Origin of the sequence: Desulfatiglans sp. (assembly GCA_012513605.1) — a bacterium.
GTDB lineage: Bacteria > Desulfobacterota > DSM-4660 > Desulfatiglandales > HGW-15 > JAAZBV01.
Genome location: JAAZBV010000002.1, coordinates 47,217 through 64,211, shown reverse-complemented (window position 1 = coordinate 64,211; position 16,995 = coordinate 47,217). Strand labels below are relative to the sequence as shown.

At 41.0% G+C, this 16,995-nt stretch carries 14 protein-coding genes and 1 pseudogene; 4 read left to right on the top strand and 11 right to left on the bottom strand.

Annotation, left to right across the window (positions count from 1 at the left end):
• Nucleotides 1-373 precede the first annotated feature (373 nt).
• From GX654_00440 to GX654_00390, 11 genes and pseudogenes are all read right to left on the bottom strand, one after another.
• Nucleotides 374-451: pseudogene (locus GX654_00440) on the bottom strand (integrase).
• A 662-nt stretch (nt 452-1,113) separates the two neighbouring features.
• Nucleotides 1,114-3,024: a prolyl oligopeptidase family serine peptidase gene (locus GX654_00435; protein NLD35319.1), complete on the bottom strand. Its 1,911-nt coding sequence runs from the start codon at nt 3,022-3,024 to the stop codon at nt 1,114-1,116.
• A 14-nt stretch (nt 3,025-3,038) separates the two neighbouring features.
• Entirely contained in the window at nt 3,039-4,547 is a 1,509-nt protein-coding gene (locus GX654_00430) for a carboxylesterase family protein (GenBank protein ID NLD35318.1), read from the bottom strand.
• Nucleotides 4,548-4,614: 67 nt separating this feature from the next.
• On the bottom strand, nt 4,615-6,069 hold the full coding sequence (locus GX654_00425) for a carboxylesterase family protein (GenBank protein ID NLD35317.1): 1,455 nt from the start codon (nt 6,067-6,069) through the stop codon (nt 4,615-4,617).
• Between the two features lie 386 nt (nt 6,070-6,455).
• Nucleotides 6,456-7,352 (bottom strand): hypothetical protein, encoded by an 897-nt coding sequence (locus tag GX654_00420; GenBank protein NLD35316.1) that lies wholly within the window; start codon nt 7,350-7,352, stop codon nt 6,456-6,458.
• Nucleotides 7,353-7,447: 95 nt separating this feature from the next.
• On the bottom strand, nt 7,448-8,239 hold the full coding sequence (locus GX654_00415; GenBank protein ID NLD35315.1) for a thioredoxin domain-containing protein: 792 nt from the start codon (nt 8,237-8,239) through the stop codon (nt 7,448-7,450).
• A 312-nt stretch (nt 8,240-8,551) separates the two neighbouring features.
• A complete protein-coding gene (locus tag GX654_00410; GenBank protein NLD35314.1) occupies nt 8,552-9,403 on the bottom strand; it encodes a hypothetical protein in 852 nt (283 codons plus the stop codon).
• Nucleotides 9,404-9,463: 60 nt separating this feature from the next.
• Entirely contained in the window at nt 9,464-9,982 is a 519-nt protein-coding gene (locus tag GX654_00405) for a hypothetical protein (GenBank protein ID NLD35313.1), read from the bottom strand.
• Between the two features lie 132 nt (nt 9,983-10,114).
• Nucleotides 10,115-10,747, bottom strand: a complete 633-nt coding sequence (locus tag GX654_00400; GenBank protein NLD35312.1) for a hypothetical protein — start codon at nt 10,745-10,747, stop codon at nt 10,115-10,117.
• A 69-nt stretch (nt 10,748-10,816) separates the two neighbouring features.
• Entirely contained in the window at nt 10,817-11,644 is an 828-nt protein-coding gene (locus GX654_00395) for a hypothetical protein (GenBank protein ID NLD35311.1), read from the bottom strand.
• A 60-nt stretch (nt 11,645-11,704) separates the two neighbouring features.
• Nucleotides 11,705-12,445: a hypothetical protein gene (locus tag GX654_00390; GenBank protein ID NLD35310.1), complete on the bottom strand. Its 741-nt coding sequence runs from the start codon at nt 12,443-12,445 to the stop codon at nt 11,705-11,707.
• 1,282 nt (nt 12,446-13,727) lie between these two features.
• Here GX654_00390 and GX654_00385 point away from each other — a divergent pair.
• From GX654_00385 to GX654_00370, 4 genes are all read left to right on the top strand, one after another.
• Complete coding sequence (locus GX654_00385) at nt 13,728-14,093, top strand: hypothetical protein (GenBank protein ID NLD35309.1); 366 nt, start codon at nt 13,728-13,730, stop codon at nt 14,091-14,093.
• 81 nt (nt 14,094-14,174) lie between these two features.
• Complete coding sequence (locus GX654_00380; GenBank protein NLD35308.1) at nt 14,175-14,591, top strand: hypothetical protein; 417 nt, start codon at nt 14,175-14,177, stop codon at nt 14,589-14,591.
• 242 nt (nt 14,592-14,833) lie between these two features.
• Complete coding sequence (locus GX654_00375; GenBank protein NLD35307.1) at nt 14,834-15,259, top strand: hypothetical protein; 426 nt, start codon at nt 14,834-14,836, stop codon at nt 15,257-15,259.
• Nucleotides 15,260-15,277: 18 nt separating this feature from the next.
• Entirely contained in the window at nt 15,278-16,564 is a 1,287-nt protein-coding gene (locus GX654_00370) for a hypothetical protein (GenBank protein NLD35306.1), read from the top strand.
• Nucleotides 16,565-16,995 lie beyond the last annotated feature (431 nt).

Sequence of the window (16,995 nt, the reverse complement as noted above, 5' to 3'; positions counted from 1 at the left end):
GGTGTCACAGGCAAGCGGTCGCTTAAGAAAACAACTTGCTGATAATAAAAAACTTAAGAAGAAAATTGATAAACTTATTATTGATCTGAGACTGTCAAATGTGTAGACCTGACACCGATTGATTTACGTCCTTTACGGTGTATTCACCTGCGATAGTTTGACCAACCTTAAATTGTTGCTTCGGGGCAAACTGTTTGTTTTTGAGATGAATATTATTTTTAGAAGGGGAGTCCTGTTTGTCCTTTTTTTTGAAAATATTTAGTAATCCCATATTATATCTTTCAGCCCAACAAGTTATTAGCTGAACGGAATCGTCCCGCTAATAAGGTTAAATTCGTTATTAACTATAAAAGCATAAACCATGCCAAAGAAGTCAGAAATCCAGAGGGCTTTTAACTTCTTTGGCGGTTTTGCTTGGTACGCAATGTGTATAAATCATCGTCGTTCTCAAATCGACAATGCGTATAAATCAAAAAACTTGTAAGGCAGTAATTCACTATACCCAAAAAAATATAATGGGCTAGGTTTAAAATTAATTTATTGAAAAGGCAAGAATAAAGATAGAGGTCAGAAGCCGGAAGTCAGAGATCAGAGGTCAGGGGTCAGGCTTTAGAATGTTAGGGAAAGAAAGGAGAAAAGAGCTAAAAGCTCAAGGCTGAAAGCTCAAAGGAGAAAAATAGGCTGCCGTCGTCGCCGAGGCTATGCCGGGCCATAGAAGCATTTTAGCCTGTAGGCTTTTAGAAAAAGCAGTAAGATCCGCGGTTATATAGCCAAACTACGCGATCCGGAGTGTTGAAAATTTTTATACCGTTTTTTTCGCGTCTTTCGCTGCCTGTCCCGCCATCTTGTCGCGTCATAACTTTCAGTGAAGACGGAAGCTTCAGCGACGGCGGATGTGTTTCGCGGTTCATGGTATCTTATAGCCTGCAAGGCTTCAGGCTGGCTTTTTAGCCACAATCACATACCTGCTCTGTATCCTCTTTTTCTGCCTGACAGATACAACTCCCGCGTTGAAACGTTCAGATGACATATGGAGTAGGGGAAGTGGGTAAAAAGATAATTCAAGCAATTATTTTCACCTTTTTATCCCTCCCCCAATCTCATGTACGTACCCTATTTACCTCCATAGGGATTATATATTATTTCACCCGACTTCTGATCACGGGAATAATGGCTGAAGAAATCCCAGGCGATCTTACCGTATTCAGGATAAAGGGCATGCTTAAGGTTCATTGTGTAAATGACCGCGACCATTGGAATATTATTTTTATCATTCAGCATCCATGAGGTGTTGTCGTATTCACCGTTCACTTTAACCTTTATCATGTAATCCGCTTTAAAACCGTTGACAGGCCAGGTCTTAAAATCAAAAGGCGCAATCGTTTTCATGCCGTTATAACCGAGAAAAAGGTTGAGCAGTGTTTGATATCCTGCCGCGATGGTCCCATTTGCCTGATCGAACGCCCCGCCCAGATCAAAGGAAGAGGTGGTGAACATTATTGGCATTCGCGCCTTCTGTAATTTTGCAGCCTCCTCTGGAGTGCCGGTGTATCCGGCAGCTGCCATAGGCACAGCTGCGGCAAATAATGAAGGTTTTCCGTTAATCGCACGCAGAGTGGCTGCTCCTCCCATGGAGTAGCCGGTCACATACACGCGTGATGGATCCAGCGCCGGATAGGTTTTGAGCATGTATTCGATCAGAAGAGGAAGTGATTCTGTCAGTATTTGCCCGATACTCTGATGTTCAGGAGCAACCATTGCAAACCGTTCTGCACCAGCCAGGGGAAGCAGACCGATTTCCTCGATAAACTGACGCGGATCATCTCCGCCTCCGTGATTAGCAAGGATCAGGGGCACTGTTCCAGCCGGGGCTTTATGATTCAGCACCTCTTCAGGCAGATATTCAAACCAGGTCTGCAAATATTCACCGTTGGCGGTTTTCACTGTATTGAACCGCTTTTCAGAATGGCCGATTACATGAATTCCATCTTTAGTAACATTGTTAATGACGGCATTTCTCTCGCACAGCGATAATGGAGCCTGATCCATACCGTAGCCCTGATAGGGAGTTGATGCGCTGTGCAGGCCGGATATTCCCACTGGCACACGCATGGCTTTAATAAACAGATTGTAATAGGCGTCTTTGATGATAGCTTTTATATCGGGGTTTTCCTTCCGGGTCACGACTACCTTTTTTAATGGTAATGCCTGATCAAAATAGATTTTTTGATCAGGTGTGGCAGAATATGCGTTCGTCTGGTTGGCTTTTTTATATTCTTCAATCACCGTGTCCGGGGCATTCACGAGGTAAACCGGAACAAGCCCTGCCACATTTCGACCGACTCCCATGTTGCCGTTGATCAGAAGCATTCCGGCAATCCTGCTTACATAGTCAAGTGTGCCTGCAATGTAATCATTAAGATATGTCGCACCGCCGTCAATACCGATTACATAGGTATATCCAAAGCCGCCGAAATACTCCGCATCACTGTAACTGGTCCCGCCCCTGTCCCAGGGGCCGCTTTGCCCTTCACCGGCTTTCTGTGCGAAAATAGCTGTCTGCAGGGCATAATAGAATTTTTGATCATTGGAATTAAATGTCTTTCCATCCGCAGGTGTAACAAGGATCACGCTGCCAATAGCTTCATCTATGATCTTGATCAGCCCCAGGTCTTCAAGATAATTTTTTGCATCATCTTTATTTTTAAAGGATTTTTCCACAAATACCAGTATATCCGTATTCAGACGGGCGGCTGCGCGTCCGCCGTACAGGTTTGGTGATCGGTAGATAAAGGTTGTCCCTTCGGGATAACCATCAAGAACCGGGTGGGATTTGAATTTTCTACCACTGTTGCCTTCAAGGGTTGCTACAGCTATGGGGCCGCTTATGCGGGCCTCCTCCAGGGTTTCAAAAGAAGAGGCATTTTTCTGTCTGCCTGAATAGTCGAGTGCAGAAACAAAACCTGTAAAAATAATTAAAGCGAATATCAATGTTAAATCTTTCATCAAGTGTTTTTTAATCATGATCCTGTTCTCCTTTACAAATATTGCTTAATCAGAAACTTCACCAGATCGTCCGGCTCTTTATTATCGGGGTAAACATGGTCGCAGAACCATATCCTGTTGGGATCATCCTCAGTAAAGGGCTTCCACAGCGGCATATCGCTGCCGTCAGCATCTTTGCCGTTAGGGTTGCCTGAGCGGATAAAGTTAGACCAGTAGTTGCACATCTTGCGTGCAAGGTCATAATGTTTACCGGTAAAGGGACGCCAGCATTTGGCCAGTGTCTCGAAGAAGAACCAGAGGTCCGAAGAATGGAATGACCCGGGATTATCCCAGCCCGGGATATCCGGGTTAAATACCCAGTAATAAATCGGCGTATTTTCACCTGTCCTGGCCCTTGCCCTGCCCAGTAACCTGATCCCCAGCTCCATATGGCAGCGAGTGGCCTTATAGAGCATCTCTGAAATGCTACCGGTTGAGGAGGCACAGAGCTTAAGAAACTCCTCAGCATCTTCACCATATGTATCTTTTGCAAAGGCAATGAACTCGTTAACCGTTTTGACTATTGGCCGGTTCTGGAATTCAGTGGCTGTATGGCCGAACATCATGGGAACCTGTTGACATTTATTTGCCATGTACAGTTCATTCAGGTTTCCGCAGCAGAATTTTCCGTCTATTACAGTGCCCCACATTGCCTTGTACTCCATCATCTTGTCACGGAGGAATACTGCATCCAGTCTGCGGGCCTCCTCCAGTGAGGATACACCCAGGAACTTGAAGAATTCCACGCCCTCCTGCTCAGCAAGTGATAAACTTTTATCAGGGATGACAAAATTGCCGGGATAGGCGGAAAATATCAGGCCGCTGTCACAGATAGCCTTCTGAAACAGGCCCTTATTTTGAGGTGAAGTCACCTGTGCCATAACACTCACGCCCCCTGCCGACTGTCCGCCAATGGTGATGTTGCCTGGATCACCTCCAAAGGCGGCAATATTGCGCTGCACCCAGCGGGTAGCATACTGCTGGTCCAGGTGCCCGAAGTTTGCAGGCGCTTCAGGATTTTCTGCTGTGATTTCCGGATGGCATAGAAAGCCGAATACATTCAGCCTGTAGTTGACAGTGACAACAACTATCCCGCGTCTTGCAATACGCTCACCGTCAAATTCCATCTCTGCGGTGTTTCCTTCATGGAGGGCGCCCCCAAAATACCAGACAAACACGGGCAGCTTTTCGTTTGCGCTTTTAGCGGGTGTCCATACATTAAGATGTAGGGAATCCTCATCCATCTCAATTGATTGGTCCACATTCCATTCTCTTGTATAGATAATCTCAGGGTCTTCACCTGGGATATGCTGCATGGAGATGGGGACAAATTTGTACGCATATAAAACACCGTCCCAATCATGAGCCGGCTGGGGCGCTCTCCAGCGGTTCCTGCCTACCGGAGGGGCGGCAAAGGGGATGCCTTTAAAGGATGTGATTCGCGGATCAGCGGCTGGTAAACCTTCAACAATACCATTTTCAACTGTAACTCTTCGTAACACAATAGCGCTCCTTCATAGAAAAAAATTGACAGGCCCGGGTATTTTATTCCGGGCCTGTTTTTGAGGCCTATTGTTTTTGTGCAGGGGCAGGGGGAGGTGCAAACCAGTCAAATTTACTGCCCTTATATTCGGGGGTTTTGGTCATCTTTAAAAAGGCCCTGTTTTCATCTGCATCAAATACCATAAATTCAGGGACCTCAGCAGTATAAGGGGTCCACATGCCACCCTCCTTGCCGTTGGGATCACCATACTTGGCAAAGTTGGTCCAGCACTCCACAATTTTGGCGCTTAACTCTTTATCTCCTGCGGTGAATGGACGCCAACTGTGTTTTAAGGAATTAAAAACATACCACAGATCCGCTGAGTGGAAGGCCCCGTTTTCATCACCCGGTAATTGACGCGCAAACAGATATGCATATGCAGGCTTTTTACTTTTTTCAGCACGAAGTGCGCAGAACTTTTGAATAGCCTCGGTCATATCACTGAGGTCGTTTGCGGTAAAACCAAACATATAGGGGATATCAGGTATCTCATTTGCAAGGGCCGCATCATTGAAGCTCTTTATTAAGAAATAATTTTCAACCACAGGCCCATAGAAGAGCCGTGCCCCTGTAGCCTGCCCGTATTCATTTGCCATTTTTGTGAGTTCATCAAATGAAAGCGCCCGCATCTCTTCGAGTGTGGTCTTGTTAAAATGGTCCATCATTGCCTTGTTTGCATTCTGGATCTCATCAAAAGACATCATTCGCATTCCCATTCCCATGTTTCCCAACCCGCCGCCGCTCATGCTGATAGCCTTTTTGATCAGGTCTCTTGACTTCGGCGAGGCGCACAGGGTCTGAACACTGCCTGCGCCAGCGCTCTGACCGAAAACAGTGATGTTATCAGGGTCACCGCCAAACTGTTCTATGTTGTTATGAATCCATTTTAATGCGGCAGCCTGATCCATTACCCCGTAATTTCCTGAAACTCCATTCGGGCTTTCAGCCGATAACAGCGGATGAGAGAAAAAGCCGATAACCCCAAGGCGGTAAGTGACACTAACCAGGATAACACCCTTGGAGGCCCAGTATTCACCGCCATCCATTTCAGGTTCAAATGCAAATCCCTCACGATAGCCGCCACCGTGTATCCACATGGCAACAGGCAGTTTTTTATTGGTCTCTCCTGCTGCGGGGGTCCAGACATTCAGATAGAGGCAGTCTTCGGTGAAGGGCACAGAACCGCTTGCCTGCCATTCCTTGCCGTAAAAACTATTGGGGTCCCATGTAACCTGCGAGGCAGCATCACCATATTTATCTGCCACCTTTACACCCTGCCAGGGGACAACAGGCTGAGGTTCTTTCCACCGCAGTTCACCCACAGGGGGTGCAGCAAATGGAATCCCCTTAAAACTTGTAACCCCCTTTGTCGGTGTCTCAACACCAACGACCTGACCTCCCTCAATGTTCAGCACGGGGTTTGATTTACTGCATGAAACCAGAGTCGACAATACACATGCAAGCAGAAAGATAATTACTATTTTCATAATATGATCTCCTTGTTTTGATTGAGCTATCTTGTTTTGTATATGGATATACTAAATATATTTTTTAATATCAAATAGTATAATTATGATGTTGTTTAACATGCTGCCCCGATGGGGCTGATAAAGGATGATGCATATATAATGCTAATCTCAATCAGGATTTAAAAATAAAATTGATGTTTTCGTAAAAAAGAAGAATCTCACACAAAGGCACAAAGTCACAAAGGTAACTACTTAAAGTAACTTTGCGTTTCGCCCTTTCCAACAGTAATCTTTAAAAATGAACTACCCCACCGTAAACAACGGGGTACCTAAAAAGCATCGTACGCCCCCAAGGGGCGGGGTATTAAACCCGGTGCTTCGCAATAAATATTTAAATCTCACTCTTTACAGATAGGCTCTATTGCCCAGCCCATGGATTCTGAAGCATGCCCGATAACAGCCTGGATCAATTCTACTTTACCATTTCTCATCTTGAACATATGGAAGTCGGGAAGAGTAACAAAATGTACATAGGCAACCACAACCCCAGCCTCAACATCAACCAGCGGGATACGTCTGGGCTTGTGCTTAATAACAAGCCCTTTAGGCGAGCAATCACCTGGGATATATTCTTTTCCTTCAAAAAAGCCACCTTTTGTTGTCATATACCCATTTTCCCAGCGGTGGCAGGGTTTGGCAAATGGGGTACCATATATAGGCTTTCTGGTGAACATATCAAAGTAATCATCGGCTGCGGCTATCATTGCTAGACGTGAACTACGTTCTTCAATTGGGAGAATTCCTTCCCAATCCTGATCTTTTGTTTCTAATACAGCAATAGCTCCTCCACGTGGAGTATGTTTCATAGCAAATTCCTTTTCGCGTGCAATAATCGATTCTATTTCAGTGATCTTTTCGTTTTCATACTGAAGCCTGACTCCCATAAGTATCGGTCGAAATTTTCCTTCTTTATTCTTTTCTTCTATAACTGCCTGTGTGTGTGTACCGCAATTATATGTATCTATGAGATGACGAGTCATTAGTACTTTGCCAGCTGTTTTCCAGAGCCCATTACCTACCTTGGTTTCCACTCCGTTCTCCGTGTATTTTACATCAGGAGAAAAGGGCATCAATGAAGGGTCATTTGCTGCAAGGGCATCAAAATATTTATTTGCAAGGCTTTTTAGATTTGCTCTCGTGGAAAAGCTGTCTTTAGCCGAGGCTGTGCCAATAAATATTACGAAAAGAGCAATAAAAAAAACAGGCACTGTCCGCAAAACCTTGGATACAAACATTATTCAAACCTCCAATTTTTTAAAAAATAAATATATAATTTGCTTGTATATAGTCGCTTTATACTTATTTTCTATTCTATTAAAATCACAATGCTCTATATTTTATTTTTATTTAAGTCTGCCAAAACCGTATCTATAACCATTTGAAAATTGGCTAATGGCAAAGCTCCTTGTATAAAAGATATTCCTTTTACTTTTTGTGGGTTAGAGTGATCTTTTGAAGCAAGAACAAAACATGGAACACCTGATATTTGCAGCTTTGAAGCTAATTCAAGGTTTTTAGCTAATTTTTCATTATAATCTTTGCTTGCCATACAATTTTTAAATTGATTTATATCAAGATCAATAGAGGTTGCAAGTGATGTAAGATCGTTAATTGCGTCCTGGTTAGACATCATTTCATTATGCATTTCTATAAACTTACCTTGTTTGGAAGCACAATAGGCAGCTCCAACAGCTTCATTTGCCATATTATGACCGGGAAGTGGTTTATCCATAAAAACATAACGTAGTTTTCCTGTTTTTATATATTTTTCAAAAATATCAGGATATGTCTCTTTTGTATGTCGGGCACAAAACGAGCATTGATAATCGGAAAATTCAATTACTACTAATGGCGCTGATTCGTTACCAATCACCGGATTATCCCCAAGTTCAAACTCAACATTATAAACAATGGCTCTCGATGGGACCGGCATTGTTGGATTATTACCTTTAAGGAGCATATCTTTTATAAACTTTATTTCTTCATGCAAAGCTTTTTGCCCCTCCTTTATTTCATCTAATTCCTTTTTTAGTTCAGGTGTAATATCTTTTGCAATAACAATGTTGTGTACACCTAGCAATAACAGCATCACAATCAAGATTGTTCCAAATTTATACAACATGATTAACTTTCCTTTCTCAATCAATTTCTTATGGATAACGAATATTTATTTTAATTGTTAGCTATAGAACGTTAAGAATAAAACATGATTTTAATCGATGAATTCAATACTGCCACATTTTTTCCTGAATTAAGTAAAGATACTAAATGGCTCTCACTGCTTGTAAATACATCCAGAGAACCGTTTAGTATCTTTCATCTCAAATAAATTCCAATCAGCATATCCGATTAGTTCATTATTATTAATAATAAATATTTAAAATTCAAATGGTAATATATAAAATATCAACTTTATTTACATACCTAATTTTGGTTATTCTTCAGCGTTCATCATTCTTATAATCTCCTCCTGGCGTGCTTGCTCAATAACCGTTAAGGAGTGGATATATCTTAATTTTCCGTTGACAATGTAAAAAGTATGTGAATCAGGGTTTCCATGGTATGCGCCATATTGGGCACTTGAGTCTGTTTTTCCAAAATAACAGAATACATTTACCACCCCACTTTTCTCATCAACAAAGTATTCCCGCTCAACATTGTCCAGTGCGTAATTAGCAAGAACAGCTTTGCAGCTTGGGTTGGTGTCGTTTCCTGAATATTTTTTCCCTCCCTCAAGGTGGGCGCAAGGGTTACCCCATGGAACATCTATCTTCTCATATGTGAAATAATCAAAATATGCATCAGCCGCTTTTATTAATCCATCTCTTCCTATCCTGTTTGGATTATGTTCACTCCAGTCTTCTTTTTTTGCTGCTTCTAAAAATCCTTTAGCATCAAATTCCCAATCACCGTCGGTCGTCACTATTGCAGCGATCTTTGTAACCATATCATCTTTCACTTGAATTTTAATATCTATGACATACGGATTAATATCGTCATCAACAATAACTTCAGCGAATACTGTACATGTTTCAGTGTCATAAAAGTTCCGTTGGAATGAGATTGGTAATGCTGTATTTAAGATACTTTCTGTAGAACTTATCTCCTGTTTGTTCTGATTGAATACAGTTGAATTATTTATAGGCAAAAGACTTGGCTCTCCCGCCTTCTGTGCATTAAAATATAAATTCGCATATTTTTTTAAATCGCCTCTTGAACAATCCTTGGCATTTATTGGTGTAATAAACAATATCGAGATGATACCAAATATAATTAGTTTGATCATTTTTACCCCCTGTTTTTCATTAAATGTGAGAAGTTTTTAACATGTTTCCAGATATTTTCATTAGTTACGTTTCTCTCTTTTATTTATGTCACTTTTTAATAAATTTTGTTCTTTCTCAATAGTGGCTCCTTTTTCATTTGCTAGTTGGATTAAATATCCCTCAATATTATTATTCTTCATCTTAAATAATTTTGATGAAATTCCTCCCTCAGAATATATACGTATATATTTTCCATTAATATCATAAGCTTCAATAAGTTCATTTGAACTATCTCTAGCGCTAACTGAAATGCCCATATAATTTGATTTATGATATTGCTTATATTCTATCAGTCTGCCTTGGTGTTTCTCTTTATCATCAGATGCAATTCTTGTGGTATTTTTCATCTCTGTATCAATCATATTTCTCAGATTATTTACCTCATCATTATTTAATTGGTAATTTGGATTCTTAACTCCAGAGTATAGACTGATCATAACCTCCCATTTTACTTGATTGGAGGCTATACTTACCTGTGAAGTTAATATAAGGGTTATAACTGTTAATAAAATACTTTTTATATATCTGTTATTCATCATTTTTTCTTCCTTTCTTATATATTTATTATCGAATAATAAACTCAGTGTCTTTGCTTTATTCAAATATTAATTTTGTATACCGATACTAAAACGGGTTATTATCAAAACCGAATAATAACAATAATAGAGATTTTATTGTATCGGAGCGCCTGTAGCCCCCTGCTCTGTAGTACCTGCACAATAACAGAAATATGTACCTCCAACTGTATAACCTAGTGAGGCTGCAGCATCTTCAGGATCGGTTATATCTCGCCAGTCATCATAATCATAATAATTTATAGCAAAACTTGAACCTCGCTTATGAGACCATTCACCCCCTGGTCCATCCTGCCGATAAAAGTGAACATCGCCAGGAATAGATGGATTATTTGGATCATATGGTTTAATAGCCATATATACTTTAGTTCCCCCCGTTAGACAACTTCCCGATGCTGAACTAAGACTTATATTCAAAGTCAATTTTTTTTTCATATCAGCCAATACGCGACTGACCATTTCACCTTCATCTTTCAAACAACAATCAGTTGCATCAAATGGGAAGCATTCATCAAAACCTGATCCATATCCAGGAGAATGTGGGAATGTACTTTTCATCGTGTTAAATGCGTAGCTATAACAGTTATTATTAATCCTGACATCATAAGTATCCCATGGAGAACTTTGATAAACAGGACCAACACACTGAGCATATATGTATATGCCACAACCTATCAATAAGACAATTATCACAGTGCCTAGAATCATTTTCTTTTTTATTTTAGTCATTTTTCCCCTCATCATAAATTCGATTTTTTGCTGTAAACTTACAAATTCAAAATCTTGTATTTAGTAACATTATTTATTTCTAAAAGAATTATAGAATTCGCGATCTAGTTCAATGCTTTCATTTACTTCATCACCCGGTAGATGACCTATTGGAGCATCGTTAGGAACCATAGGTTCGTTTTTAATTATCCTTTCTTTTATATTTTTCTGCATTTTCCAATAATGTGATCCGGATATATAGTCGTACCATGGTGAGCTTACTGGAGGAAGTTTATCATTTGCTAGAATATTAATTTGTGGAATAACAGGGTCAATTATTATTGGAAGAGCTTTTAAATCGTATTGAGGATAGACTGCGAATGCTTTGTATGAAATTTCTTCATCATCGAATTGTACCTTTACAAAGTACTCTAGATAAAATGCCTTTTTTCCAAAATCCTTATTAAAGGTACTATCTTTAACATCGATACTATCAGACCATTGTACCTGATACATTAAAGAACAGATATCATCATTGTTAACGCATTTTTCTATCCGATCCAGTTCCAAATACTTGCCATGCCTTTTTTTAATAAATTCATTATATACGTTCTGAGTTGTATATCGCATATCTGTGATACTTACTTTTAAATAATCCTTTTCCCTTACATTTAAATTATTCTCATTATTATAATTATCTTGTTCGGCTGTCTGATATCTAACTAATCTTGCATATATATCCAATATTTTACTGTCCATATCCCATGAATGTTCAACACGTAATTCAATGGAGTTTTTTAGATTATGTGGTTCTTTCCTTTTCTTTTCTTCTGCCGACATGGAAATTGACAGGCAACTAATTATCATTACTAAAATGATACACTTGAACACTTTCCAGAATGATCTTTTTTTAAACATATTATTTTCTCCTCACAGAGTTTGGCAAATAGATGGAGCCCCTAAATTGATTCATTGTCTCTATTTCACAGTAATGATTTTCTCATTTTCAACAGCTTTATGAAGCACTACAAGAAAGTCAGTTATCAAAGCGTTTGAATATCTCCTGACCATCGGATCATTTCTATTCAAATTTATGGGGAATATAGAATTTGAACTGAAATCCATTCCGTATATACTTTGTACCCCTGCAGAAAGATCATAATATTGATCATCATCTCCTTTATTAAGAAAGATGATGTAGTTTTTATCATTGTCTAATAATCTGGCATCAACTGGTACCTTAGTCACAAATACTCCATCTGCATATCCCCAGCTTCCACCCTGCCTTCTGATTTTGATGACACTACCGCTAACAATATCTCCTTTTGCAGCTTCTTGGACAAATACCTTGGATACTGTATAAATTTCTTCATTATCATCAAGGTAACTCTTGTTCTCAATGATTTTACCTATAATAATATCCTCAGAATACCTGATTAATGTTTGAATATTGGGGACAATGGTCCCATCGTTTAACTTAAAGGCAATGGTCGCAACTTGTCTCCCGCTCCTATCTATCAACGCCTTTGCCTGCATATATAATTTCCCCTTTGGTAGAAATTTTTTGTAGTATTCTCCCTCATGAGCATTTAATGTACTCACTTTATCTTCAGCCTTCTCCCCATTTGATGCTATAGAAGTCCCAATGCATATAGCTGAAAGGCTCATAACAATACATAGCGTGAGTATCAGTTTATCCAACTTACTGTTTTTATACATATTAATAGCACCTCCTAAACCTACCTTTTAATAAATATTATTTTAGGTTAATAGCAAGGACAACTCATATCTGGAACTGAGTAATATCCATTTTCTATTATATAGCCGTTTCCCATACCGCAAAAAATATTATTATATCCGTAAATAAAAATTTCATATTGCGTATACAAGAAAGTACATCTAAGTCCAGGAGCACAACATTGACTCATTGTGAGGGGGAAGGAATATACATAAGCAATTTGATATTGCGGAGCACATGGATTTGATACAATTTCACATGTGCAGTTGGATGGATTCCAAATACCTTGCTGTGCAACACATTGATTTGCTAACATAGAATCGCAACCTCCGCATTGGCAGTTATAGGGATCTACAACTCGCCCTATGCTGCTGCAATAAGCTGCTATTGAAGAATTACACCCTTCACAGGTGCATGATGATGAATTAAAGACTCTATTCTGTGCTATACATTGGGCTTCAATAGCAGGATTACAACTGCATGTGCAAGTTGTCGGATTCCATATTTTACCAGAAGACATGATACATGTATTTGCCGTGGATGAATCGCAGCATACCTCTGCATAAGCAACTGTTGCAGGCAAAATGGTGCAACATATAAATAAAAACAACATTAGGTATTTTTTAAAAATATTTTTTTTCATCTTATATAATAACACTCCTTTCCTTTAAAATATAGATTTTGAATACTTGAATTCTTATAACTATTTTGAATTCAAAATATTTTCAGCACGCTCTTTTAAAAAAAATGTTGTAAATCGATAAACTAAAAAAGACTTCTCAGGAGCTAGGATAGATTGCCGAAGTAAAACCCCCCTCCCAAGGAATTATGAAAAACGTTATCGGTAATTATCTGCCTGTTAAAAACAAAAACAGAAATATATGATCGACCTGTTACTGTCAAGAACAAATAGTAATAAATTTATTTTTTACTATTACCTTTATCTCTTCACACCTGCTTGCATTTCATTCGAATGCTGCTAACATTCCGCACCTATGGCGCTGTTGATAGAGCTTTCAGCGCACAGGCGACAAGCTAAGGCGAAAAGCAAAAGCCTAAAGAAACAGCTCACACAGAGGTGCAAAGAACACTAAGTAAATCAAATGCTTTACATAACATTTTTATATTTTTTAACTTTGTGAGCTTTGTGACTTTGTGTGAAAAATGATTTATTGACACTTGCCCCGATTTTACTATACCCTTCAAATATTCAATAAATTCCAAGGTCCCTTAATATCTGTTTATTATACTATGGGTCGCCGTATGATATTTAAAATCTCCGGATATATCCTTTTCCTGCTCCTGTTACAGCTTATTTTAACCCTTACCGCCTGCGGGGAATCTTCAAAAGATAGCACGCCTGATAACAGGTCCAGTGATGCACACGGCTCTTCTGTTATAAACTGGGGAGAGGAAGTAAACCTGGATGAAATGATAGCAATGGCTAAAGAGGGGAAGATCAAAGAGATACAATGGCATGTATTGCCTAATATCCTCAGGGCAGAGACCGGGGATGGAAAATTCTTCCACCTTAAAAACGAGAATAAGGGGGTAGACCTTCGCAACACACTGATAAAATCAGGTGTCAGGATAGGAGATGGAGGCATAGAGTTCAAACACCTTTTCTGAGACTGAAAAGGCCCTGGTGAATAGCCCTGGTTCAGGGCTACCGATAATCAATAACGACAGAAAGAGAGGATTGCAGATAAAATGATGACACTTGCAATTAATGGTATTGCACTGCTGCTGTCAGCAGTCGTTGTCGGGATAGCAGTTTATAAATGGCATATCATCAGGGACAGGAAACAGATCCTTTCAATTACTGGCAATGCCCTGAAAAATAAAAAAGCTATCATAAGCGGGGTTATTACAGCAGCCCTTTACCTGGCCGTATTTATCTTCATGGGAGGCAAAGGCGGCAGGGTTCATCTTCTGTTCGGGCAGGTGATATGGAACACAACACCGTCTGATATGGCTAAAGGGTTTATACTCTCAATCCTGGTAATGATATCCATTGCGCTCTTTGTTTTCGGTATTGGGGTACTGGGCGCTGAACAATCCGGCAGGAAAAGCGGCATGGGATTTTTCGGATCCCTGCTGGCATTAATTGCAGCCTTCTGCCCCTGATGACTTCCAATATTATCGGCCCTGGGCGGGGCCGCGGGCGCCATGTTTATAAGCTTCTGGGATGTTCTTGCTGTTATATCGGCAGCATTATTGATTTTGAGTATCTTATATACGGCTGCAAGGCTGAAAGCTGCAAAAGGCTGAGGCTGACCATCTAAAAAGGTCCTGGTTCAGGGCATTGGGATGGCAGATAAGACAAACAAAGAAAAGAACAAATTATCAACTAAAGGAAAGGAGGGATCATGAAGAGGAATAAAAATGGTTTTTTTATCACCCTGTTGGTAATCCTGGCAATGCTTTATTCATGCGGCAGTGAGCCGCCTCAAAAGAGTGATATGGATATAAAACCTGCCGCATCTCCAAAGGTTACCCTGACAGTGCTGAACCCTCAGGGCCATGTAAAAAAGGATAAAGTCCTTGCGCCACGTCTGGACACACTTGAGGGTAAAAAGATCGCCATGTACCTGTCAGCTACGCCTGACCAGGTGTACGCGGGCAAAGGGGCAGAACTCTATGATATGCTGGAGAAGATGTTCAAAGAAAAATATCCTAACACACAGGTTGTTCACTATGCTGAACTGCCCATGAAGTTTATGCCGGAAAATGAGGTGGTGGATGCAATTATCGCTGAAAAACCCGACGGGGTTGTGGTCGGCTTTGGGGGGTGATGAGGGTGCATCGGTGCGATGGGTTCCATCGCCATTACTCTTGAAGAAAAAGGTATCCCGACTGTTACACTCTATAACGAACGCCACGAAGAGCGTTTTATGGGCGTAGTTCTTTCAAAGGGGTACATAGATTATCCTGGCATCAATTTTAATGAATATGAGACCTTTACATCAGAAGGCATAAAGGGGCTGGCCCCTGAGGCATTTCAATTTATTGAAAAGGGGCTGATGAACTGGAGGCCTCAACACATGATTCTTAAAGATGATAAATGGGTCCCCTCAGAAGAGGCCTTTACCTATACTGAACAAACCTTTCTTGAAGCAGAGGAAAGTTTCAACAGCTCTTACCTTGAAATGGGCTGGGGGGATGGGCTACCCCTTGTCCCGCCCACCCGGGAACATGTGAACACAATGCTGGGTGGCACACCCATTTCCCCTGAGACAATAATCGGTATCTGGGGGCCATCCAATGCGGAATTTTCTATCGAGAAGATTGCAGTTGTATCGGCAATGGCAGGCGCCAGACCGGAATATATGCCTGTAATTATCGCGGCCTTAAAGGCCATAACCTCTGTCAAATGGGACAGCTACTGGCCCGTGATGAGGTCTGCGGCCCCCCTTGTTATTGTGAACGGCCCCTATGCAAAGAAGATAGGGATCAATTCATCCTCAAATGCATTTGGGCCCAATCACAGGTACCCTGCCAATGGCTCCATAGGCCGGGCCGTAAATCTTGCACTCTCCGTTATCCCCGGAAACGGGAGAGGTATAAAGCCTTCAAACCTGGCGGGAAACACCGGCACATATGCAGGCATTGTAATAGCCGAATCCGAAGATGTGTCATCCCTTGGCGCGGGATGGGAGCCGGTGAGTGTTCAGCTCGGCTACCCGCCTGAAACAAACCTTGTTACTGTGCTTGGTATAGACCAGATGAATATGAGTGTTATGGGGTCATTAGCGAATCTGGCAGCGGGCATTGCGCCCAACAAGGATATCTGGCCACAAAGCCAGAAGGTGTGGGAGGAGCAGTATGCAGGGGTACTGGTGGTTACAGAGATGCAGAGGGTGACTGCCGGTCTGATGGGGGATGCCACCAAGGCAGGCTATGCAAAGGAGTTATGGGACATGGCCCGTGTACCCTTGGAGAAATTTAAAGGCCTGGTTCTGACAGACGAATTTGGAAGGCCCACTGAACCGGGTAACTTCGTTAAAACGTTACTCGCTGAACAGGATGTCATTAAAAAAGGGGTGCCAGTGGCGGCAGCACCAGGGAATTTCCTTGTTGTGGCTACGGGCGGGCATTGAGGCTGAGCGCCCTTTTCGTGGCTCGGTGCGAGCCGCTGGATGAGTGTCCCGGTTTCAGTGAAGATTGAACTGCCCTAGTTTTTAAATCAGCATCTATGAAGCCTTTGAGCCCTGAAGATTAAAACCTTCAGGGCTTTAAAAAACTTTTATATGAATTATGCTTGCTCCTATAGTGGGTGTAAATGTTGTTTAACATGTCGCCCCGATGGGGCTTTGTTTTGTCTAATAATCTATTTTCTATTAAGATGCTACCCCTACGGGGCTAAATAAAACACTTCTAATCATGTCATGTTATAGCAACACAGATGTGAAATATTAACCATCATTTAGGTGTTACTGCTATAGAGAAGCAATAACAGCACCGTAGGTGTGGCATGTTAATAGCACTATGTGTATCATTTTAATTATCAGCCCCATAGGGGTGACATGTT